Here is a 22,586-nt window from a genome sequence, read left to right as displayed (position 1 = left end):
CCCTCACCCGGAATTCAAACTGCGTTTGAATTCCGACCTCTCCCCGCACGCGGGGAGAGGTGAAGATCACCGCGTCATCCTGTTCCACGCATCGAGGCCGGCGATCTTGTACGCTTCGGCCAGCGTCGGATAGTTGAACGTGTTCTGGATGAAATAGTCGATCGTGCCTTTGAGATTGAGCACGGCCTGGCCGATATGGATCAGCTCGGTGGCGCCCTCGCCCAGAATATGCACGCCGAGCAGGCGGCGCGTCTTGGTCGAGAAGATCATCTTCATCATGCCGCTGTTCAGCCCCATGATGTGACCGCGCGAGGTCTCGCGAAAGCGCGCGATGCCGACCTCATAGGGGATGCCGCGCGTCCGCACCTCTTCCTCGGTCAGGCCGGTCGTCGAGATCTCGGGCACCGAATAGATGCCATAGGGAAAGAACTCTGGCGGCGCCATCGGCTCCATGCCGAGCGCGTGGCATGCGGCGACCCGGCCCTGCTCCATCGAGGTGGAGGCAAGGCTCGGGAATCCGATCACGTCGCCGGCCGCGTAGATGTGCGGCACGCTGGTCTGCAAGGTCACGGGATCGACCTTGATGCGGCCGCGATGATCCACTGCAATGCCCGCCGCTTCGAGGTTGAGCTTGTCGGTGGCGCCGACACGCCCCGCGGCAAACAGCAGCATCTCCGTCGTGACGTGCCGCCCGTCGGACAGCTTTGTGACGATGCTGCCCTGTGCGGTCTTCTCGATCGAGTTGACCTTGGCGCCGAGCCGCAGCGCGACGTTGCGGTCGCGCAATTCGTGCATGAACTCGTCGATCAATTCCTTGTCGATGAAGTCGAGGAAGGTCGGCCGCGGCTCGATCAGCGTCACGGGCACGTCGAGCGCGCTGAAGATGGTGGCATATTCGACGCCGATGACGCCGGCGCCGATCACGGCCAGGCTGCGCGGCAGCTTTGGCAGCTCGATGATCTCGTCGCTGTCGAGCACGGTCTGCCCGTCAAACGGCACGTAGTCGGGCCGGAACGGGCGCGTGCCGCAGGCGATCAGGATGAAGGCTGATGACACCACCTTGGTCTCGCCGATGGCGCTGGTGATCTCGACTTCGTGCGGCGAGACCAGCCGCGCCTCGCCATTGGCGGTCCGCACCAGATTGCGGCTGAACTGATGCTCCAAAACCTCGACCTCGTGGTCGAGCGTCTTCTGGAGCCGGGTCATCAAATCGCTCGCCACGATATCCTGCTTGACCCGGTAGGAGCGGCCGTAGAAGCCGCGCTCGCGCCAGCCGGAGAGGTTCAGCACGGTCTCGCGCAGGGTTTTTGAGGGAATCGTGCCGGTATGGACGGAGACGCCGCCGACCCGCCGACCCTTCTCCACCACCAGCACGGCCTTGCCGAGCTTGGCGCATTGCACCGCGGCCCGGCGCCCCGATGGGCCCGAACCGATCACCACCATGTCGTAATCGTACATCGGGAGACTTCCGAACCCGCGAACCAGCGGGAATTCCCATGCAGCAATCGGGCCAATGCGGCAAGTCCTACCTCTGAGGTAATCGCGCGAATGACGCCGATCTGAGAGCATCGGGCGCAAATAAATGCCCGAAGGTTCGCGCGCCGATGCATCAAACAGTCACAAAGCAAATCGATTCGTCCCGCCGCTGGTGGGTGCTCGCCATCGTCGTCGCCACCCAGTTCATGTTCGGCGTCGACGCCTTCGTGGTCAACGTTGCGATCCCGACCATTGCGGTCGATCTGCACGCGACGCCGGCCCAGATCGAATCCGTCATCGCGATCTATCTGATCGCCTATGCCACGTTGGTCGTGACCGGCGGCCGGCTCGGCGATATCCACGGCACCAAGACCGTATTTCTGGCCGGCGTGCTCGGCTTCACGGCGACGTCGCTGTGGTGCGGGCTGGCGCAGTCCGGCGCGGAGCTGATCATCGCGCGGCTGGCGCAGGGCGCCACCGCGGCGCTGATGGTGCCGCAGGTGCTGGCGACGCTGCATCTCCTGTTCACCGATGAGACGCGCAGCCGCGCCTTCGGCATCTACGGCATCGTGCTGGGGCTCGCGGGCGCTGCCGGCTTCCTGCTCGGTGGTCTCCTCGTGACGATCGATCTTGCCGGCACCGGCTGGCGCTCGGTGTTCTTCGTCAACGTGCCCTGCGGCCTCGTTATCGCGGCCGCCGCGTGGCGCATCATGCCGTCGGTCCCGCGCCGCGCCGGCACAAGGCTCGATATCAAGGGCAGCGTCGTCTTGTTCGCAGGCCTGTTGTGCCTGATCGGGCCGCTGCTGTTCGGCCATGATGTCGGCTGGGCGCCGTGGCTGTGGGCGGTGATGGCGATCGGCGGCGTGATCCTCGCGGCATTTCTCAAGCTCGAACATGCGGTCGCGCGCGCCGGCGGCATGCCGCTGATCGATCTCACGCTGCTGGCGGATGCAAGCTTTCTGCGCGGCCTTGGCGCGGCGTTCTTTTTCTTCGTCGCCAATCTCTCATTCTATCTGGTGATGACGTTGTTCATGCAGCGCGGCCTGAAGATCCCGCCGCTCGCGGCAGGCCTGGCCTTCATTCCGCTCGCGCTCGCCTTCGTCGTGGCGTCGCGCCACAGCGGCGCGCGGGCGCGGCATCGTGGCACCAGGGTGTTGATCGAGGGCTGCATGTTGCAGATCGCGGGCCTCGCCGCGCTCGCGCTCGTTGCATTCTCAGTCGATGCGCCGTCGCCGATCGAACTCGCGCTCGTCATGATCATCTTCGGCTACGGCCAGGGGATGGTGATGGCGCCATTGTCCGGCGCGGTGCTCTCGAGCGTGAAGCCCGTCGCCGCCGGCTCGGCATCAGGCATGTACGGCACCATTGCGCAGATCGGGAATGCGGCCGGAGTGGCCGCAATCGGCGCGGTGTTCTTTGCGGTCGAAGCCCTGCAATCAGCGCGCGCAGGCTTCGTCGTCTCGCTTACGCTGTTTGTGACGTTAATCATGATCTGCGCCGCATTTCTGGCGTGGATGCGCCGCGCATCTGCACGAAGTTGAGGCATTGCGGTTAATACCTGCGGATTCACCGTGAATTTCCAGTAATTGACGGCACACACGCTTTTTATTTTGCAGTGCAGCAACTATCTGGTCTGGGTGACGTTGGAAATCGCCCACCAGGAGTTGCCGGTGTCGTTAACAAGAAATGTCGAACTCTTAAGACGTCTGCCGAGGCTGGACGGTCTGCGCTTTCCCGACTTCGGGCAGAACGCTGATTCATCCAGTCCGCTGGAGGAAGTCACGGGGTTCGGCGAAAACCCCGGCAACCTGCGCATGTTCGCGTTTGCGCCGGCGCAATTGCAGAAGCCGCGCGCGCTCGTCGTTGTCTTGCATGGCTGCGGCCAGACCGCCGCAAGCTACGACCTCGGCGCGGGATGGTCGACGCTCGCACGGCACTACGGCTTTGCGCTGTTGATGCCCGAGCAGCAGCGCGCCAACAACGGCAACACCTGCTTCAACTGGTTCAACCCGGAAGACACCGCGCGCGACAGCGGCGAGCCGCGTTCGATCCGCGAGATGATCGCGCATATGGTCGAGGCGCACCGCATCGATCCCAAGCGCATCTTCATCACCGGCCTCTCCGCCGGCGGCGGCATGACCTCGGTGATGCTCGCGACCTATCCCGAAGTCTTCTCGGCCGGTGCGGTCATCGCCGGACTGCCCTATGGCATCGCGTCCAACCTGCGCGAGGCGCTGGATGGCATGTTTCATTCGCCGGAGCGGCCCGAGCGTGAGCTCGGCGACTTCGTGCGGCGGGCATCGAGCCATCGCGGGCCCTGGCCGAAAATCTCGGTGTGGCACGGCAGCGCCGACCGCACCGTCAATCCCGGCAATGCCAACGAGATCGTCAAGCAGTGGCTCGATCTGCATGATCTGCCGGCCGCGCCGATGGCGGAGACCAACGTTGACGGCTATCCGCGCCAGACCTGGTGGAACAAGGACGGCGAGACGCTGGTCGAGTCCTATGCCATCACCGACATGGCGCACGGCACGCCGCTCGGTCTCGCCGACAACGATCAGCGCTATGGCGTCGAAGGCGCGTTCCTGATCGAGGCCGGCATCTCCTCGTCCTATCACATTGCGAAGTTCTTCGGCCTGACCGGCTGGATTCCGGACGCCACGAAGAAGAAGGCCGAGGCAAAGGCTGCTGTCGCGCCGATACCGGCACCTTCACCGGCACCACATCTCGCCCGCTCGATCCGCGCAGCGGTCGCCGAGCAGCCGGCCGAGCCGAAGCGCGAGAAGGCCCGCGGCTTCGATGTCGGCGAGATCATCACGCGGGCGCTGACGGCCGCGGGGTTGATGAAGTAGCCGTCGTCCCGGCGAAGGCCGGGACCCATACCGCGGAATCTATCGATTGCAGTCGGTACGAGTACCGGACGACGAGTCGTCGCCAAACTCCCTCCTCGGAGTATGGATCCCGGCCTTCGCCGGGACGACAGTGGAGTTTGTGGCTAAGCCGTCTGATCGATCATCTCGATCGGCGTCACCGTCACCTCGCCGCCGGCGACCTTCCGCGTCATCTCCGTATAGTGCTTGAAGAAGTCGCGCGATTGCAGCGCCTTTTGCGCGGCATCGTCGGTGACGCTGGCGAGATGGAAGTAATGGCCGTCGTCGCGGTTCTTCAGGCAGCGATAGCCGACCCGCCCTTTGAGTTCATCATCGTCGTTGATCGCCTTGATGAAGCGGCCGATCTCCTGGTGCCAGGCCTCCGTCGTGCCGTGCTTGAATTCGTATCTGATCATGAAGTGCTTCATGTGACGCTCCCTGTTCGTCATGTGCGCCATCATCTGCGCCTTGGGAGCCGTCCTGCAAGTATGGACAAAATTGATAGTATGGACTTTTTCGCCGCTGCTCCTATCCTGATCTCGCACATGGAGGAGACGACATGGCAAAGGCAATCCCGGCACGAACCTGTCCGGTCGCGGCGTTTCAGAAAATGATCAGCGGCAAGTACAAGCTGCGTATCGTCTGGGACCTCAAGGACGGCCCGCGCCGCTATGGCGAGATCAGGAGCGGCCTGCTGCGCGGGACGGAAGGCAGCGCCGAGATTACTCCGCGCGTGCTCAGCCGTGAACTCAAAGCTTTGACGCAAAGCGGCCTGATCGATCGCAAGGATTTTGGCGAGGTGCCGCCGAAGGTCGAGTATCGCCTGACCCGGAAGGGCAAGAGCTTTGTGCCGGTCGTCGCCGCAATCCGCGAATGGGGCGAGCGTAACCTCAGCGAGCCGGCGGTGCTGGCAGACGCCGCGGAGTAACGCATGATCCGGAAAAGTGTAAAGCGGTTTTCCGATCAGATCATGCGCAAATAGAAGAGGCTTACATCTCGCCGGTGATGAACGGATTGGTCATCCGCTCCTGGCCGATGCTCGAGCCGGCGCCGTGGCCGCAGATGAAGCCGACATCGTCGCCGAGCGGCAACAGCTTGGTCTTGATCGAATCGATCAGCGTCGCATGACTGCCGCCGGGCAGATCGGTACGCCCGACCGAGCCTGCGAACAGCACGTCGCCGACATGAGCAAAACGCAAGTCCTTGTTGAAGAACACCACGCTGCCGGGCGAGTGACCGGGGCAGTGCAAAATGTCGAACTCCAGGTCGCCGATCGACACGGTGTCGCCTTCGTCGAGCCAACGGTCCGGCGCGAAATTACGACCGCCGGTCATGCCGAAGCGCGCGCCGCTCTCGACCACGTTGTCGAGCAGGTACTTGTCGGCGGGATGCGGGCCCTCGATCGGCACCTTCAGCGCATCGCGCAACTCGGCCGCGCCGCCGACATGGTCGATATGGCCGTGGGTCAGCCAGATCTTCTCCACGGTGACGCCGGTCTGCTTGATCGCCTCAAGAATCTTCGGCACGTCGCCGCCGGGATCGATCACCACGGCTTTTTTGCCGGGCTCGTCCCAGATGATGGTGCAGTTCTGCTCGAACGCGGTCACGGGAACGATGATCGCGCCCGCCTTGGCTTGTTGGGTGTCGTTTTGCTCGGTCATGGCCTCACAATGCCGATTTTTGGCCTATGGCCAAGCAAAAGATTCGTGTCGTGGACCCGGGAACAGCCGGTCGTCACACAGCCGTCCCAATTGGCTCGCTGGTTTGAACCGGGACGTTCCTTCCGCGTTCTCTCGCGCGAGGTGCAGATTCAGGGTGGGTTTTCCGGCATGGCTCAGAGCGGCGACAATTGGTGGCGCGACGGCATCTTCTATCAGATCTACCCGCGCTCGTTTCAGGACTCGGATGGTGACGGTGTCGGCGATCTCGCCGGCATCCTGCAACGGCTGCCTTATGTGAAATCTCTCGGCGTCGATGCGATCTGGCTGTCGCCGATCTTCCCCTCGCCGATGGCCGATTTCGGCTACGACATCTCCGACTATACCGGCATCGATCCGCTGTTCGGAACGATGGCGGATTTCGATGCGCTGCTCATCGCGGCGCATGACAACGGCCTGAAGCTGATCCTCGACCTCGTGCCGAACCACACCTCCGACCAGCATCCCTGGTTCGTCGAGAGCCGCTCCTCGCGCGACAATCCCAAGCGTGACTGGTACGTCTGGCGCGACCCCGCGGGCGACGGCGGCGCGCCGAACAACTGGCTGTCGGAGTTCGGCGGCAGCGCGTGGCAGTTCGACGAGACGACGGGTCAATATTACTACCACGCCTTCCTCGCCCAGCAGCCGGACCTCAACTGGCGCAATCCGGATGTCCGCGCGGCGATCTATGACGTGATGCGGTTCTGGCTGGAGAAGGGCGTCGACGGCTTTCGCGTCGACGTGATCTGGCACCTGATCAAGGATGCCGAGTTTCGGGACAATCCGCCGAACCCGCATTACGTCGAGGGTCGGCCGCCGAACGAGAAAATCCTGACGCAATACTCCACCGACCAGCCGGAGGTGTTTGATGTCATCACCGAGATGCGGCGCGTCATCGATTCCTTTGGTGCGCGCGTGCTGATCGGCGAGGTCTATCTGCCGCTGCACCGGCTGATCGCCTATTACGGCAACGATCTCACGGGCGCGCAGATGCCGTTCAACTTCGCGCTGCTCTCGACCTTCTGGAGCGCGCGTTCGATCGAGAAGATCATCGACGATTACGAGAAGGCATTGCCGCGAGGGGCCTGGCCGAACTGGGTGCTCGGCAATCACGACCGCCCGCGCGTGGCGAGCCGCGTCGGGCCGGAGCAGGCCCGAATCGCCGCCATGCTGCTGCTGACCCTGCGCGGCACGCCCACGCTCTATTACGGCGACGAGATCGGCATGCATCAGCTCGCCATTGCACCGGAGGACGTCCGCGATCCCTTCGAGAAGAACGTCCCCGGCATCGGCGTCGGCCGCGACGGCTGCCGCACGCCGATGCAGTGGGACTCTTCGAACTTCGGCGGCTTCTCGGACGTCAGGCCTTGGCTGCCGTTACCGGAGGATCATATCCACGAGAATGTCGTCAATCTCGACGCCGACACGCGCTCGATCCTCACTCTGTACAAGCGCCTGATCGCCTTCCGGAAGACCTGCCCGCCACTGGTTTCGGGCGACTATCACCCGATCGCAGCGCAGGGCGATCTCCTGATCTATCGCCGTGAGGCCGAGGGCCGCGGCGTGATCGTCGTGCTCAATCTCGGCCCCGAGCCGATCGCAGTGACCACCAGCGCGATCCGTTTCGGCAGCGAGATTTTGCTGTCGACGTCTCTGGATCGAGAGGGAGAGAAGCTCGAAGGCGTGCTGGATCTGCGCGGCAATGAAGGCGTGATTATCGCGCCGCCATCCTAGCCGTCGTCCCGGCGAAGGCCGGGACCCATACCGCGGAATCTATCGATAGCGGTCGGTCGGCGTACCGAACGATGAGTCTTCGCCAAACTACTCCCTGGGGTTATGGGTCCCGGCCTGCGCCGGGACGACACCGAGATTGTGGTCGGCGTTACCCCGGATGCTTGTTGCCCGCCGCATTCTCATCGATATCACTGCGCTTCAGCAGATAATCCAGCCCGCCGACGCGATACCAGCGATACCCATACGGCTCCAGCACGATGCGGTGCTGGCCGCGCTTGTCGGCGTGGCTGTGGTCTTCCGCGAGCAGATTGATCAGGTGCTCGCCGGCATCGCCTGGCAGCCCAGCCGAGAACGCGGTCTCGCGCGGTTTTTCATCGAGATTGTGCACGAACAGCACCGAATTGTTGCGCCAGTCATAGCGCATGATGAAGACGGCAGGATCGCGCGTCGCGATGATGGCGAAATCGCCCCAGCCGATCTCGGGCACCTCCTTGCGCATGCGCACGATGCGCTCGGTCCAGTTCAGCATGGAATTGGGATCGCGCCGCTGCTTGGCGACATTGACGTGCTCGAACCCGTAAGGGCCCTTGTCGATGACGGGGTTGGCCGGCTTGTCGCTTTTGGTGAAGCCGCCTTGCGGCTCGGTCGACCATTGCATCGGCGTGCGCGCGCAGTTGCGCTCCGGCAATGAGAGATCGTCGCCCATCGCGATCTCGTCGCCGTAGCGGATGACAGGCGTTCCCGGCAGCGTGCACATCAGGCTGTAGGCAAGCTCGAGCCGCCGGCGGTCGCCGCCGAGCATCGGTGCAAGGCGGCGGCGGATGCCGCGGTCGTAGAGCTGCATGTCCTTGTCGGGGCCGAAGCGCTTGAACACGATGTCGCGCTGCGCCTTGGTCAACCGGCCAAGGTCGAGCTCGTCGTGATTGCGCAGGAACAGGCCCCATTGCGCCGCGGCCGGCCGTGGCTTGGTCGCCTTCAGCGCCTTTGCCAGCGGACGCGTGTCGCCGGACGCCAACGCATAGAACAGATGCTGGTTGACGTGGAAGTTGAACATCATGTGCATGCGGTCGCCATCGCGGCCGAAATATTCCATGTCGGTTTCCGGCTGCACGTTGGCTTCGGCGAGGATGATGGCATCGCCCTGCCGCCATTGCAGGAATTCGCGGAAGGTGCGCAGCATGTCGTATTGCTCGACGGGCTTCCTCACCTTGGCGCCCTTGGTGGCGATCACGAACGGCACCGCGTCCATGCGGAAGCCGGAAACGCCGAGCTGGATCCAGAAGCCCATGATTTTCAGGATCTCGGCCTGCACGTGGGGGTTCGAGGTGTTGAGATCAGGCTGGAAATCGTAGAAGCGGTGGAAGAACCAGGCGCCGGCTTCCTTGTCGCGCGTCCAGGTCGACTTCTGCACGCCGGGAAACACCATGCCCTGATTGGCGTTGGCCGGCTTCTTGTCCGACCACACATACCAGTCGCGATAAGGTGAGTCCTTGTCGCGCCGCGCTTCCTTGAACCATTGATGCTGGTCCGAGGTGTGGTTGACGACGAGATCGATAATGACACGGATGCCGCGCTGCTTGCAGCCGTGGGTGAACTCGACGAAGTCGCCGAGCGTGCCGTAGCGGGCATCGACACTGTAATAGTCGGCGATGTCGTAGCCGTCGTCGCGGCCCGGCGAGGTCTGGAACGGCATCAGCCAGATCGTGGTGATGCCGAGCCCGTGCAGATAGTCGAGCCGGCGCAACAAGCCCTTGAAATCGCCGATGCCGTCGCCGTTGGCGTCCATATAGGTGCCGACGGACAGGCAATAGATCACGCCATTCTTGTACCAGAGATCGTCGATCATGCGCGAGCGCCCTCGATGCTCCCGCCGAGGTGCGGCGGCTGCGTGATAAGTGCGAGGGCAGGGGGAGGTTCCCGCCTCACTGTCGTCCCGGCGAAGGCCGGGACCCATACCGCGTGATCTCACGATGTAGCGCGGTGCGCGTACCGCGGGAGGCTTTCTAACTACCAGTCTTCGCCAAACTCCTCCCTGTGGTTATGGGTCCCGGCCCCCCGTGCGCGAATGCGCACTAGGCCGGGACGACACCGAGAATGGAATCGGCTAAACTCCCCCCATGGACAACATCGCCCGCATCGCCCTGGTGCCGCCGCCGGACCGCCGTCAATCCGAGACGGCGCTCGCCATCGCGCGCGGCACGGCGCGGCTGCTGCGCTCGCTCGGGTTCACCTGCATCAGCGAGTTGCCATTGCCGTCGGGCCGTCGCGCCGATCTGGTGGCGCTGAACGAGCGTGGCGAGATCTGGATCGTCGAGATCAAGTCATCGATGGAGGATCTGCGCGCCGACCAGAAATGGCCCGAGTACCGCGCCCATTGCGACCGGCTGTTCTTCGCCTTCACGCAGGACCTGCCTTGCGAGATATTTCCCGAAGGCACCGGCCTGATCATCGCGGACGCCTATGGCGCGCATCTGCATTGCGAGGCGCCCGAGCACAAGCTGGCTGCGGCCACGCGCAAGCAGATGACGGTGCGTTTTGCGATGGCGGCCGCGTTGCGGATCAATCGCCTGGTCGATCCGCAGGGGCACGCGGAGTTTTGGGAGTAGGGCGCCGCGATCACGGCTGCCGTAGGGTGGGCAAAGCGAAGCGTGCCCACCGTTCAAACCAATCAAGAAGCAGAGTTTGGTGGGCACGGCGCTTCGCGCCTTTGCCCACCCTACGATCCGTTTTTCCGTCATCCTGAGGTGCGAGGCTTGCGATGCGAGCGCATCGCAAGGGGAGCCTCGAAGGATGTACGGCCGAGATGCAGCCGGGCCGTCGCCCTTCGAGGCTCGCCTTGCTTTGCAAGACGAGCACCTCAGGGTGACGGTGATAGATAGGCGGTCGCTGAATTACCGCGGCGCGCGCTTGGCCAGAATCCGCTGCAACGTACGGCGGTGCATGTTGAGCCGCCTCGCCGTTTCCGAGACGTTGCGGTTGCACATCTCGTAGATGCGCTGGATGTGTTCCCAGCGCACGCGGTCGGCCGACATCGGGTTCGCCGGCAGCTCGGATTTGTCCGAATTGGTCGAGAGCAATGCGGCGACCACGTCGTCGGCATCCGCAGGCTTCGAGAGATAATCGATCGCGCCCATCTTTACCGCGGTCACGGCGGTGGCGATGTTGCCATAGCCGGTCAGCACGATCGCGCGAGCTTCGGGGCGCTTCTTCTTCAGCGCCGACACGACATCGAGACCGTTGCCGTCGCCGAGCCTGAGATCGACGACTGCGAATGCGGGGGCGGACTTGCCGATCTGGGCGAGACCATCCGAGACGGTGTCACATGATGTCACCGCAAAACCGCGCGTTTCCATGGCGCGCGACAAGCGCTCCAGAAACGGCTTGTCGTCCTCGACGATGAGAAGCGAGCGGTCGGTCTGTTCGTTCAGTTCGACGATGGCGTTCAAGGTTTTGTCCTCTCTCCAGCACATCTACATATGGCGTCGCAATCAGGCGGTGCCAAGGCCGCCATTAGTCGATCGGGCCTCTCGTGCGACGCAAGGTCGCGGCCTATCCTATTGTTTCTTCGAAGGTCTCGATAGCCTCAAAACGCTCCCTCGGCCACGCGATCTGGACCACTGCACCGTGTTCCGGGAAGGTTCGATTGGTAAACGAGACCTTGGCGCCGGTGCGTTCGAGGAGCGTGCGGGCGATGAACACGCCGAGGCCCAGGCCGCCGCCGGCATCCTGGGTGCGCCGCCGCGATAGATAAGGCTCGCCGATCCGGCGCAAGAGATCTGGCGGAATGCCCGGGCCGTCATCGGAAATCACGATCTCGATCGTGTCATTGTTCCACCACGCGTTCACCTCGACCGTGGAGTTGGCGAAATCGACGGCGTTCTCGACGATATTGCCGACGCCATAGAGCACCGCCGGATTGCGCGATCCGACCGGCTCGGCCGTGGCGGCAATCGCGATCCGCACCTTGATGTCGACGCCGAAATCGCGATGCGGCGCCACCACCTCCTCGATCAGTTCGGACACCTTCATGTGGTCGAACGGCGCGCCGCTGGAGGAGAGCTGGGTGATCTTGCTCAAAATGTCGCGGCAGCGCTGCGTCTGCTCGCGCAGGGTTTTCAGGTCGGCGGCGAAGACCGGCTCCTTCACCGTCTTTTCCAACTCGCGCGAGATCAGGAAGATGGTCGCGAGCGGCGTGCCAAGCTCGTGCGCTGCGGCCGCCGCCAATCCATCGAGCTGGGTCAGATGCTGCTCGCGCGTCAACACCAGTTCGGTCGCGGCCAAAGCGTCGGCAAGCTTGCGCGCCTCCTCGGTCACCTGGAACGAGTAGAGGCTGGTGACACCGATCGCGAGCACGATCGAGAGCCAGACGCCGAAGAGATAGATCGGCGGGAGCACCACGGGATCTTCCGAATCCCATGGCAGCGGCAGATGAAAGAAGAACAGGATCGAGGCGCAGGCCACGGCCAGAAGGCCGATGGCGAAGGTCAGCCGGGCCGGCAAGGCGGTGGCTGAGATCAGCACCGGCGCGAGGAACAGGAACGAGAACGGGTTCTGCAATCCGCCGGTGAAAAACAGCAGCCCGGCCAGTTCCACGATGTTCAGCGCCAGCAGCCCGGCCGCCTGAAGCGGCTCCAGCCGCTGCATCGGGTTGGCCACGGTTTGCAGGGCCAGGTTAAGCAAGGCCGACAGGCCGATGATGCTGACACAGGGGACAATCTCGACCTCGAACTCGAGCCCCTGCGCCACGATAAAGATCGCGGCGAGCTGGCCCAGCACAGCGAGCCAGCGCAGCCGCAGGATGGTGTCCAGGCGGATATGTCGCTGCGAGGGACGGAAGTCGGAAGCTGCAGTCTCGGTCATCTCAGCCAATCTAGCGGTGCGTGCGCCCGATCACAACACGCTGGCGCACACGTTCGGCCTGCTTGCAGGCCTCTTACATCAACCCGTGTTACTTCAGGTCCTATTACTTCAGGTCTTGCACTCGACGGCGCAATGGCGGAAGAACGCCTCTAGCATGACTGAGAACGACAATGCTTCAAGTCGGCCGACTGTCGCGGATGGCACTTCGTCTGCGGCAATAGAGGTCGATCGCCTCGTCAAGCTCTACAAGCAGACCCGCGCGGTGGACGGCATCTCTTTCTCGCTTCCCCGCGGCAGCATCACCGGCCTCCTCGGCGGCAACGGCGCCGGCAAGACCACCACCATCGCGATGATCATGGGCCTGGTGCTGGCGACCTCCGGCCGTGTGCGGGTGCTCGGGCATCGGATGCCGGAGGAGAGCGCCGCGGTACTGGGGCGGATGAATTTCGAGAGCCCCTATGTCGACATGCCGATGCGGCTCACGGTGCGACAGAACCTCACCATCTTCGGCAAGCTCTATGCGGTGAAGAATCTCACCGACCGCATCGCAGAGCTGGCCGACGATCTCGATCTCACCGAATTCATCGACCGCGCCAATGGCAAGCTCTCCGCCGGGCAGAAGACCCGCGTCGCGCTGGCGAAGGCGCTGATCAACCAGCCCGAGCTGTTGCTGCTGGACGAGCCGACCGCCTCGCTCGACCCTGATACGGCCGATTGGGTGCGGGCGCATCTGGAGCGTTACCGCAGGGCGCACAACGCCACCATCCTGCTGGCGTCGCACAACATGCTCGAGGTCGAGCGGCTCTGCGACCGCGTCATCATCATGAAGCGTGGCCGCGTCGAGGACGACGACACGCCCGAGGCCATTTTGGTCCGCTACAACCGCACCACGCTGGAGGAAGTGTTTCTCGACGTCGCGCGCGGCCGGGTGAACGGTGTTCAGGAGGCGGCGCGATGAGCGAGCCCCAATGTTTCGGCCGTAGCCGTAGCCCGGATGGAGCGCAGCGAAATCCGGGGCCTTCGTCGCTCGTGGCACGATTCCCGGATTACGCTTCGCTCCATCCGGGCTACCGGATCCATCCGAGCTACGCGGTGCGGTTATGACCGATATCTCCCTTCACCGCGGCATCTCCGTGCAGCGCATCGGCGCGATGATCCTGCGCTACTGGTATCTCTTGATGTCGTCCTGGCCGCGGCTGCTCGAGCTGCTGTACTGGCCGGCGCTCCAGGTCATCACCTGGGGCTTCATCCAGTATTACATCGCGCAGAACGCCAGCTTCTTCGCGCGCGCCGGCGGCACACTGATCGGGGCCGTCATCCTCTGGGACATCCTGTTTCGCGGGCAGCTCGGCTTCTCCATCTCGTTCCTGGAAGAGATGTGGGCGCGCAATCTCGGCAATCTCATGATGAGCCCGTTGAAGCCGATCGAGTTTCTGCTGTCGCTCATGGTCATGAGCCTGATCCGGCTCGCGATCGGCGTCATCCCGATGACGCTGCTCGCGCTGATCTTTTTTCACTTCAACGTCTACAGCCTCGGCCTGCCGTTGATCGCCTTCTTCTGCAATCTGATCTTCACGAGCTGGTCGGTCGGCATCTTCGTGTCGGGTCTGGTGTTGCGGAACGGGCTGGGCGCCGAGAGCATCGTCTGGACCTTGATGTTCGCGATCATGCCGCTCGCCTGCATCTACTATCCGGTCAGCGTCTTGCCGGGCTGGCTGCAATATGTCGCCTGGTCGCTGCCGCCGACTTACGTGTTCGAGGGCATGCGGGCCCTTTTGATCGAGCAAACCTTCAGAACCGATCTGATGCTCAGTGCGTTAGCCATCAATGTCGTGCTTCTGGTTGCTTCTTTTTGGGCATTCCTTGCCCTTTTGCGCAGCGCCAAAAAGAACGGCTCTCTGCTCGCGGGCGGCGAATAACTTCACTTTCCCGTGGATTTAGGCTGGTTTAACCGTCTTCGCTACGTAGATGTACGGAACCATGCATTGACGCAATATTACGCATTCGGCAGTATGCTGCGATGCGAAGAGGGATTTGAGTATGCCTATTGGTGAGTTTGGCGGCGCACCGCCTCTGGCGAGTGAAGGCAGTCCGGTCCTGACCACGCCGATGTACTGGATGTACGAGATGGCGCAGGCCTCTCTCAATCCAGCGCGTGCCGTCACCGACGCGACCAAGTTGCTGTTTCAGAATCCGCTGAATCCCTGGGCGCGCACCGAGGTCGGCAAGTCGGTCGCTGCGGCCTGCGAATTGTTCGAGCGCACCACGCGCCGCTACGGCAAGCCGGAATGGGGTCTCAACGACACCGAGGTCAACGGCATCCGCGTGCCGATCGAGGTCCGTCCGGTCTGGGAAAAGCCGTTCTGCAAGCTGCTCTACTTCGATCGCAAGTTCACCCGTCCGCTGCGCAGCCCGCAGCCGCGTGTGCTGATCGTCGCGCCAATGTCCGGCCACTACGCGACGCTGCTGCGTGGCACGGTCGAAGCCTTTCTTCCGGCGCATGAGGTCTACATCACCGATTGGGCCGATGCGCGCATGGTGCCGCTCAGCGAAGGCCGTTTCGATCTCGATGATTACATCGATTACGTCATCGAGATGTTGCACGTGCTTGGTGGCAACACCCATGTGATCGCGGTGTGCCAGCCCTCGGTTCCCGTCGTCGCCGCCGTCTCGATCATGGAAGCGCGGCGCGATCCGTTCGTGCCGACCTCGATGACGCTGATGGGCGGCCCGATCGACACGCGCCGCAATCCGACTGCGGTGAACAACCTCGCCCAGGAGCGCGGCATCGACTGGTTCCGCAACAACGTCATCACCAAGGTGCCGTTCCCGCATCCGGGCATGATGCGCGACGTCTATCCGGGCTTCTTGCAGCTCAACGGCTTCATCAGCATGAATCTTGACCGGCACATGGATGCCCACAAGCAGCTCTTCGCCAATCTGGTGAAGGGCGACGGCGACCTCGTCGACAAGCATCGCGACTTCTATGACGAATATCTCGCGGTGATGGATCTCTCCGCCGAATATTATCTACAGACGGTCGACACCGTGTTCGTGAAGCACTCGCTGCCGAAGGGCGAGATGAGCCATCGTGGAACTCGCGTCGATCCCTCCAAGGTCACGCGCGTCGCGTTGATGACGGTCGAAGGTGAGAACGACGACATCTCCGGCATCGGTCAGACCGAAGCAACGCACGGATTGTGCAGCTCGATTCCGGATCATCGCCGCGTTCATTACGTCCAGAAGGGCGTCGGACATTACGGCGTGTTCAACGGCTCGCGTTTCAAGTCGGAAATCGTGCCGCGGATTCATGATTTCATGGTCTCGGCTGCGAATCCGAACGTAACTCAGGCGCTTGCGGCCGAATAAGCGCGTTTTTCGGCTTTCCCGCTGTAAATTCTGGTCCCGTCGGAGGCTCCGACGGGGTCGGGCTTCGCCTAGATTCGAGGTATTTAGGTAGCTTTATAGGAGTGAGTCCGTCCTCATCCCTTGAGGGTGCCGCATGCGTCCAGCGGGGACGAAAAAACCGGGTTCCAACCCCAGTCTGTAGGGTCTCCCGGCCGCCAGACCCCTGTATATTGGGCAAATGATTTGTTTTTGCGCCGAGCGCTTTCCGTGGCGGCGGTTATGGCAGAATCCGGGCGAACTCTTGCTCCCCGGACTGACAGACATGGCCACTCGCGCGCTCCTCTATCGTCGGCCCCACGAACCAAAGACCCTTGTGATCACCCATGGGTCGCAATTTTTCGCGATAAGGCTGCGCCGCCATCGCCGCGCGCGCCGTTATACGCTCCGAATTCATCCGAGCGACCGCGAAGCCATCCTCACCATGCCGCCGCGCGGCACGCTCGCCGAAGCAAAGGACTTCGCGCAGCGTCATGGCGCGTGGATCGCGGCTCGTCTTGGTCGTTTGCCGAAGGCTGCGCCGTTCCAACCTGGCACAGTAATACCGCTGCGCGGCGTTCCTCATCGCATTGTTCATCGCGCGGGGACGCGCGGCACGGTGTGGACGGAGGTGCGTGACAGCGGCGAGCGCATTATCTGCGTCGCAGGTGGCGTTGAACATGCCGACCGCCGCGTCCATGACTTCCTCAAGCGCGAGGCCCGCAGTGATCTTCAGCGCTCGGCGGAGGCCTATGCCGTCGAGCTCGGTGTCAGGGTCAAGCGGCTGTCGATCCGCGATCAGTCCAGCCGTTGGGGCTCCTGCACCTCGGCGGGCTCGCTGTCGTTCTCTTGGCGCCTGATCCTCGCGCCGCCCTACGTGCTCGACTATCTCGCCGCCCACGAAGTCGCCCATCTGGTCGAGATGAACCACTCGGCGCGGTTCTGGCGCGTCTGCGGAAAAGTCTGCCCGTCGATGGAGCGCGCCAAGAAATGGCTCGATACGTACGGCAATGATCTGCACCGGTACGGGGTCGAGGATTAGGGCTTCGCTGTCATCGCCCGCGAAAGCGGGCGATCCAGTATTCCAGAGGCCGTTGTTGTTAAGCCGAGAAGCCGCGGCGTACTGGATTGCCCGCTTTCGCGGGCAATGACGGCGGAGAGCGAGGCAACGTCAGCGCTTTGCGCTACGGCTTCTGATTTACCCGACCTATCAATGACCTCGTGTAATCCACCCAGCCTCGCGCCGGAACGCACCGTCTACTGTGCATGGGGTTGTTTTCGACATTTTTGTTGTGAGGTCATGAGGACCTCACGCCGAACCTACCTGTTCCCGCCAAACAGCCGGTCCATCAGCCAGCCATCAAGTCCCGCCGCTGCCTCCGGCCGCACATTGGCGCGCGTGGGTGGCGGCGAGCGATAGCCGCCATTGTAGGAAGGCTGAGCAGGCGCCGGTCCGGGCGCGGCCGCTGTCGGCGGCGACACCTGCGATGCCGCCTGCGCGAGGTTCGACAGGCCCCAACCGGCTTGCGCGTTCGGCAAGGCTGCCACCGGCACGCCCTCGTGCGCTGTCTTCATGAAGCGCGACCAGACTTCCACCGGCAGGCCGCCGCCGGTCGCCTTCTTGGTCGGTGAGTTGTCGTCATTGCCGAGCCAGACGCCGGTGACGAGGTTCGCTGTGTAACCGATGAACCAGGCGTCGCGATAATCCTGGCTGGTGCCGGTCTTGCCGGCTGCCGGCCAGCCCGGGATCTCAGCCTTCTTCGCCGTGCCGGAGATCAGCGTCTCCCGCATCATCGTGTTCATCATCGCCACATAGCGCGGCTCGATCACCTGGTTGTGCTCGTCCGCCTGGCGCATATAGAGCAGCTTGCCGTCGAGGGTCTTGATCCGCGTCACCACATGCGGCGTCGCTACGAAGCCGCCATTGGCGAACGGCGCATAGGCACCGACCATCTCGACCACGGACACTTCAGACGTGCCGAGCGCAATCGAGGCGTTGGGTTCGAGTTTCGAGGAAATGCCGAGCCGGTGCGCGGTGCGCACCACGTTCTTCGGCCCGACCTCGAGGCCGAGGCGAATGGCGACCGTGTTGAGCGACATCGCCAGCGCCTGCGTCAGCGTCACCGAGCCAAAGTATTCGTGGGTGTAGTTCTCGGGCTTCCAGCCCTTGACCTCGATCGGTGCGTCCTGGCGCACAGTGTCGGGCGTCAGCCCCAGCTCGAGCGCGGTGAGGTACACGAACGGCTTGAACGAGGAGCCCGGCTGGCGCTTGGCGGTCACTGCGCGGTTGTACTGGCTCTCGGAATAGTTTCGTCCCCCCACCATGGCGCGCACGGCGCCATCAGGCGTCATCGCCACCAGCGCGCCCTGGCTGACATTGAACTTGACGCTCTTGGCCGCGAGCTCGTCGATGATGGCGGCTTCCGCCACGCTCTGGAGCTTTGGATCGATCGTGGTCTCGACCGTGATGCTCTGGTCGATCTGGCCGACGAGGTCGTCCAGCACCTCGCCGATCCAGTCGGCGACGTAATTGACGGTGCCGGCGCCGACCGGCTTCACATTGTAGGAGGGATGGCCGATCGAGGCCTGCGCCTGTGCATCGGTGATGAACTTTGCGTCCGCCATCGCCGTGAGCACGATCTGGGCGCGTGCTTCCGCACCTTCAGGGTTGCGGTTCGGCGCCAGCCGCGACGGCGACTTGACGAGGCCCGCCAGCATCGCGGCTTCGGCGATGGTGACGTTCTTCGCCGACTTGCCGAAATAGCGTTGCGCCGCGGCCTCGACGCCATAGGCGCCGGAGCCGAAATAGACGCGGTTGAGATAGAGCTCCAGGATCTCGTTCTTGGAATGCTTGCGCTCCAGCCAGATCGCGAGCTCCGCCTCCTGCAGCTTGCGCTGCATGGTGCGCTCCTGGGTCAGGAACAGGTTTTTCGCGAGCTGCTGCGTCAACGTCGAGCCGCCCTGCGACACGCCGCGATGAAGCACATTCGTCACCGCGGCGCGCAAAATGCCGACCGGGTCGATACCGAAATGCGAATAGAAGCGGCGGTCCTCGATGGCGATGAACGCTTTGGGCAGATAGGGCGGCAGATCCTTCAGCGAGACGTTGGCGCCGGCCATCTCGCCGCGCTGCGCCAGCACGCTGCCGTCCATGCCGACGATCTGGATGGTCGGCGGCCGTTTGGGAATTTCCAGCGACTGGATAGGCGGCAGATGGGCGCCGACATAGATCACGACCCCGATCACGGCGATCACGCCCCACAGGCTCAGCACCGCGCCCCAATAGACGAGGCGGCCGAGACCGGCGCTGATGCGCGACTTCGATCGGCGCTTGGCGCCGCTGCGGCTGGCCGGCGCCTTCCGCTCGCGCGGCGGCTCGTCGCCGGAATCCTCGCTTTGACGCTTGGGGGATGATTTCGCGGATTTCTTTGGCTTGTCGTCGCCGCCGGGAATGCGGTCCGCCACCGTCAGGCGCAGATCGGCGAGCGCCGCGGGCAAGCCGAACAGCGGCTCCTTCCGCCCACCCTTTTTCTTTCCCGACCCCATACGCAAACGCCCGGTCACCCCGCCCCGCCGCACGCTAGCGGTGGCTGTTTAAGGCCCGGTTACCCAGAGCTTAACGCGTGATTAGGAGGTGCGGCATTCGCCCGCCGCAGTTCCGCTCGTCTGACGCCGGAGCTAGGATCGCCGGCACAGAAGAAGAGGGAACCCGCATGGGCCATATCGATCCGACCAAGGAGATCTTCGCGCAATTCCGGGAGAACGACCGCCCGGGCCCGATCCACATGCTCAATCTGGTGCGGCTTCGCAAAGACGCCGCCTATCCGGACGGCCGGAAAGCGTCCGGCGCGGAAGCCTATGCGGCCTATGGTCGCGACAGCGGCCCGGTGTTCGAACGCCTCGGCGGGCGCATCGTCTGGCAGGGCAAATTCGAGCTGATGCTGATCGGTCCCGAGACTGAGCGTTGGGACCACTGCTTTATCGCCGAATACCCAAGCGTCGCCGCCTTCGTCGAGATGATCCGCGACCCCGTCTACCGCGAAGCAGTGAAGCATCGCCAGGCAGCGGTGGAAGATTCGCGGCTGATCAGGCATGCGATGCTGCCGGCCGGGAAGAATTTCGGGGAGATACCGAAGTAAGTCGGTGAATTCGTAGGGTGGGCACGGCGCTTGCGCGCCCTTGCCCACCCTACGAGGTGCCGCTAACCCGCCGGACCCGTATCCTCGATGATCGGGCCGAACAGCTCCCAGCGCTCGCCGTTGAACTTCATCAACTGCATCTGCTTGTTGACGCGGAAGTCGCTCGGGCTCGTGTTGACCTTGATGCCAGGCAGCGCCAGGCTCGGCACGAAGTCCTTCACATTGGCGGCCTGCTTCATGAGATTCTCGCGGGTGAGATCATCGCCGCATTGGCGCAGGATCTGCGTCATGAGCTCAGCCACCGAGTAGCCATAGGTGTTGATGGTGTTGAGCTTGTCGCCTTCCGGGAAATATTTGTCCATGAAGGCGAAATAGGCCTTCATGCCGGCATCGTCCTTCCACTGCGGGTCGCCCGGATCCTTGCCGTAGGCCGTCGAGATGATGTCCTTGGAAATATCGAGGCCGGCAGGCTTCAGTGTCGCCGACATCGGGCTCGCATTGATGTCGAGGATGTGAACCGGCTTCCATCCGAGGTCGGCGAGCTTTTTGATGGCCTGCGCCCCGAATTTCGGTGTCGAGGCATCGAACAGCAGGTCGGTGCCCAGCGATTTCAGCTTCACGATCTGCGAGTCGACGGTCGGGTCGGTGACCTCATAGGGCACTTCGCCGACGATCATGCTCGCCTTCTCCCCGAGCCCGCTCTTGAGGCCCGCGACGTAGTCGCGGCCCATGTCATCGTTCTGATAGAGGATACCGATCTTGGCGTTGGGGTGATTGGCCAGAATGTACTTTGCGTAGATGCGGGCCTCGGACTGATAATTCGGGTTGAAGGCCATCGTCCACGGATAGCCTTGCGGATCGGTGAAGCGCGAGGCGCCGGTCGAGGCAAGCATCTGCGGCACCTTCTTGCTGTTGAGATATTTCTGCACAGCGGCGTTGGCGGCCGTCCCGATCACCTGGAAGGTGAACAGCACCTCATCGCTTTCGACGAGCTTGCGCACCTGCTCGACCGTCTTGGGCGGAGAATACGCGTCGTCATACTGGATCAGGTTGAGTTTGCGGCCGTTGATGCCGCCCTTGTCGTTGATCATGGCGAAGTAGGCGAGCTCCGACTTGCCGATATTGGCATAGGCGGAATAGGGGCCGGAGAACGGCACTGTCTGGCCGAACTTGATCTCGGTGTCGCTCGCGCCGGTGTCGTATTTCTTCTGTGCAAGGGCTTGGCCTGCGGAGAACGCGAAGGCGAGCGCCGTCGTGGCAGCTAGGAAGGCTCTGCGATTGTTCATGTTGGAATGTTCCTCCTGACGGAATTTTCGACCGATGGTCTTGTTCCGTTGATTGCAACGGTCGCCATCGCTGCCGAAGATTGTGGAGGAAGGTCCGGCGCGGCGCAAGGATCGTGGCGCTGCGCCGAAGCGTCTCAGGCCAAGAGTCTTAGGCTAAGATCAGCGCGACCAGCGCGATCGCCGCCGGCAGCGCCTGCACGATCAGGATGCGTGTGCTGACCGTTGCCGCACCATAGGCGCCGGCCACGATCACGCAGATCAGGAAGAACGCCTTGATCTGGAACGCGAAGGCCGGGTTGCCGTGAACGAGGCCCCAGATCAGGCCGGCGGTGAGGAAGCCGTTATAGAGCCCCTGATTGGCGGCCAGCACCTTCGTGATCTCGGCCTTCTCCGGCGTGTTGTGGAATGTCTTCAAGCCCAGCGGCTTGTCCCAGAGAAACATCTCCAGGATCAGAAAGTAGGCGTGCAGTGCGGCGACCAGCGCCACCAGGACATTGGCGATCAGAGTCAAGTTGAGCTCCCCCCAAAAGCGTCAGCTTTCGGGTGGACGGTAGCATGGCCGGCATGGCATGTGCGACGTGTGTTTCAACGCAATGGTGTCGCAATGGCCGGTCGATCAGCGCGTCCATCAGAGAGCTTTGGCCTTGATCGGCTGACCACGCCGATCGGGATCGCATTGCTCGTCACCGATGCCGAGGGCGCACTGCGCGCGCTCGATTGGGAGGACTACGAACACCGCATGCGCGAGCTGCTGCGCCTGCATTACGGCGCGGTGGACCTGCGGGAGCAGGCCGCGCCGGCTGCAATGAAGGTCGCGTTGTCGGATTACTTCGCAGGCGACCTTGCGCAGCTCTCATCGATCGCATGGCGAATCGCCGGCACATCGTTCCAGCAAAAGGTCTGGACCGCGCTTGCGCAAATCCCTGTCGGCACGACGCTCAGCTATAGCACGCTCGCTGCAAAGATCGACATGCCCAGAGCCATTCGCGCCGTCGGCCACGCCAACGGCTCCAATCCAATCAGCGTGGTGCTGCCCTGTCACCGCCTGATCGGTGCAAATGGTTCGCTGGTAAAATATGGCGGCGGCCTGGAGCGCAAACGCTGGCTGCTGCGGCATGAGGGGGTGGAGGTTTAGGTTTC

The 22,586-nt window shown here is 63.1% G+C and carries 20 protein-coding genes; 11 read left to right on the top strand and 9 right to left on the bottom strand.

What is annotated here, in order from left to right:
* Window positions 1–66: 66 nt before the first annotated feature.
* Window positions 67–1,458, bottom strand: a complete 1,392-nt coding sequence (sthA, locus tag UP06_RS23150; RefSeq protein WP_045005968.1) for a Si-specific NAD(P)(+) transhydrogenase — start codon at window positions 1,456–1,458, stop codon at window positions 67–69.
* A 146-nt stretch (window positions 1,459–1,604) separates the two neighbouring features.
* On the opposite strand from sthA, the gene UP06_RS23145 reads away from it, so the two are divergent.
* Entirely contained in the window at window positions 1,605–3,017 is a 1,413-nt protein-coding gene (locus UP06_RS23145) for an MFS transporter (RefSeq protein ID WP_045005967.1), read from the top strand.
* 129 nt (window positions 3,018–3,146) lie between these two features.
* A complete protein-coding gene (locus UP06_RS23140) occupies window positions 3,147–4,328 on the top strand; it encodes an extracellular catalytic domain type 1 short-chain-length polyhydroxyalkanoate depolymerase (RefSeq protein WP_045006028.1) in 1,182 nt (393 codons plus the stop codon).
* Window positions 4,329–4,471: 143 nt separating this feature from the next.
* Here UP06_RS23140 and UP06_RS23135 read toward each other — a convergent pair whose 3' ends face one another.
* Window positions 4,472–4,774, bottom strand: coding sequence for a hypothetical protein (locus UP06_RS23135; protein WP_245305519.1), 303 nt, complete (start codon window positions 4,772–4,774; stop codon window positions 4,472–4,474).
* A 131-nt stretch (window positions 4,775–4,905) separates the two neighbouring features.
* Between UP06_RS23135 and UP06_RS23130 the strand changes: the two genes are divergently transcribed.
* Window positions 4,906–5,274: a winged helix-turn-helix transcriptional regulator gene (locus UP06_RS23130; RefSeq protein ID WP_045005965.1), complete on the top strand. Its 369-nt coding sequence runs from the start codon at window positions 4,906–4,908 to the stop codon at window positions 5,272–5,274.
* A 61-nt stretch (window positions 5,275–5,335) separates the two neighbouring features.
* Here UP06_RS23130 and UP06_RS23125 read toward each other — a convergent pair whose 3' ends face one another.
* On the bottom strand, window positions 5,336–6,007 hold the full coding sequence (locus UP06_RS23125) for an MBL fold metallo-hydrolase (RefSeq protein ID WP_045005964.1): 672 nt from the start codon (window positions 6,005–6,007) through the stop codon (window positions 5,336–5,338).
* A gap of 168 nt (window positions 6,008–6,175) precedes the next feature.
* Between UP06_RS23125 and UP06_RS23120 the strand changes: the two genes are divergently transcribed.
* Window positions 6,176–7,777: an alpha-amylase family glycosyl hydrolase gene (locus UP06_RS23120; RefSeq protein ID WP_045005963.1), complete on the top strand. Its 1,602-nt coding sequence runs from the start codon at window positions 6,176–6,178 to the stop codon at window positions 7,775–7,777.
* Window positions 7,778–7,925: 148 nt separating this feature from the next.
* On the opposite strand, the gene UP06_RS23115 is transcribed toward UP06_RS23120, so the two are convergent.
* Window positions 7,926–9,623: an alpha-amylase family protein gene (locus tag UP06_RS23115; protein WP_045005962.1), complete on the bottom strand. Its 1,698-nt coding sequence runs from the start codon at window positions 9,621–9,623 to the stop codon at window positions 7,926–7,928.
* A gap of 271 nt (window positions 9,624–9,894) precedes the next feature.
* Here UP06_RS23115 and UP06_RS23110 point away from each other — a divergent pair, with 271 nt between their 5' ends.
* The gene (locus tag UP06_RS23110; protein WP_045005961.1) at window positions 9,895–10,383 is read left to right on the top strand and encodes an MmcB family DNA repair protein; all 489 of its coding nucleotides are present in this window, start codon (window positions 9,895–9,897) and stop codon (window positions 10,381–10,383) included.
* A 285-nt stretch (window positions 10,384–10,668) separates the two neighbouring features.
* On the opposite strand, the gene UP06_RS23105 is transcribed toward UP06_RS23110, so the two are convergent.
* On the bottom strand, window positions 10,669–11,223 hold the full coding sequence (locus UP06_RS23105) for an ActR/PrrA/RegA family redox response regulator transcription factor (protein WP_045005960.1): 555 nt from the start codon (window positions 11,221–11,223) through the stop codon (window positions 10,669–10,671).
* Between the two features lie 103 nt (window positions 11,224–11,326).
* Complete coding sequence (locus UP06_RS23100) at window positions 11,327–12,637, bottom strand: ActS/PrrB/RegB family redox-sensitive histidine kinase (protein ID WP_045005959.1); 1,311 nt, start codon at window positions 12,635–12,637, stop codon at window positions 11,327–11,329.
* Between the two features lie 154 nt (window positions 12,638–12,791).
* On the opposite strand from UP06_RS23100, the gene UP06_RS23095 reads away from it, so the two are divergent.
* The 4 genes from UP06_RS23095 (at window position 12,792) to UP06_RS23080 (ending at window position 17,063) form a co-directional block, all read left to right on the top strand.
* Entirely contained in the window at window positions 12,792–13,595 is an 804-nt protein-coding gene (locus UP06_RS23095; protein ID WP_045005958.1) for an ABC transporter ATP-binding protein, read from the top strand.
* Window positions 13,596–13,737: 142 nt separating this feature from the next.
* Window positions 13,738–14,556: an ABC transporter permease gene (locus tag UP06_RS23090; protein ID WP_045005957.1), complete on the top strand. Its 819-nt coding sequence runs from the start codon at window positions 13,738–13,740 to the stop codon at window positions 14,554–14,556.
* 121 nt (window positions 14,557–14,677) lie between these two features.
* Window positions 14,678–16,006 carry a polyhydroxyalkanoate depolymerase gene (locus tag UP06_RS23085; RefSeq protein WP_045005956.1) on the top strand — a complete coding sequence of 443 codons (1,329 nt, stop codon included), beginning with the start codon at window positions 14,678–14,680 and terminating at the stop codon, window positions 16,004–16,006.
* Window positions 16,007–16,223: 217 nt separating this feature from the next.
* A complete protein-coding gene (locus UP06_RS23080) occupies window positions 16,224–17,063 on the top strand; it encodes a M48 family metallopeptidase (RefSeq protein WP_045005955.1) in 840 nt (279 codons plus the stop codon).
* Between the two features lie 278 nt (window positions 17,064–17,341).
* Here UP06_RS23080 and UP06_RS23075 read toward each other — a convergent pair whose 3' ends face one another.
* Window positions 17,342–19,567 (bottom strand): transglycosylase domain-containing protein, encoded by a 2,226-nt coding sequence (locus UP06_RS23075; RefSeq protein WP_045005954.1) that lies wholly within the window; start codon window positions 19,565–19,567, stop codon window positions 17,342–17,344.
* A gap of 167 nt (window positions 19,568–19,734) precedes the next feature.
* Between UP06_RS23075 and UP06_RS23070 the strand changes: the two genes are divergently transcribed.
* On the top strand, window positions 19,735–20,160 hold the full coding sequence (locus UP06_RS23070; protein WP_045005953.1) for a DUF1330 domain-containing protein: 426 nt from the start codon (window positions 19,735–19,737) through the stop codon (window positions 20,158–20,160).
* A gap of 62 nt (window positions 20,161–20,222) precedes the next feature.
* Here the strand turns inward: UP06_RS23070 and UP06_RS23065 are convergent, their stop codons facing one another.
* Together UP06_RS23065 and UP06_RS23060 are read right to left on the bottom strand one after the other, a co-directional pair.
* Window positions 20,223–21,446 (bottom strand): ABC transporter substrate-binding protein, encoded by a 1,224-nt coding sequence (locus UP06_RS23065; protein WP_045006027.1) that lies wholly within the window; start codon window positions 21,444–21,446, stop codon window positions 20,223–20,225.
* Between the two features lie 148 nt (window positions 21,447–21,594).
* Window positions 21,595–21,951, bottom strand: coding sequence for a DUF1304 domain-containing protein (locus UP06_RS23060; protein WP_082078422.1), 357 nt, complete (start codon window positions 21,949–21,951; stop codon window positions 21,595–21,597).
* A gap of 99 nt (window positions 21,952–22,050) precedes the next feature.
* Here UP06_RS23060 and UP06_RS23055 point away from each other — a divergent pair, with 99 nt between their 5' ends.
* On the top strand, window positions 22,051–22,581 hold the full coding sequence (locus tag UP06_RS23055; RefSeq protein ID WP_045005951.1) for a methylated-DNA--[protein]-cysteine S-methyltransferase: 531 nt from the start codon (window positions 22,051–22,053) through the stop codon (window positions 22,579–22,581).
* Window positions 22,582–22,586 lie beyond the last annotated feature (5 nt).

This window comes from Bradyrhizobium sp. LTSP857 (assembly GCF_000938285.1).
Lineage (GTDB): Bacteria > Pseudomonadota > Alphaproteobacteria > Rhizobiales > Xanthobacteraceae > Bradyrhizobium.
Note: the sequence above shows the minus strand (reverse complement) of the source record. Positions and strands in the feature narration are given on the sequence as shown.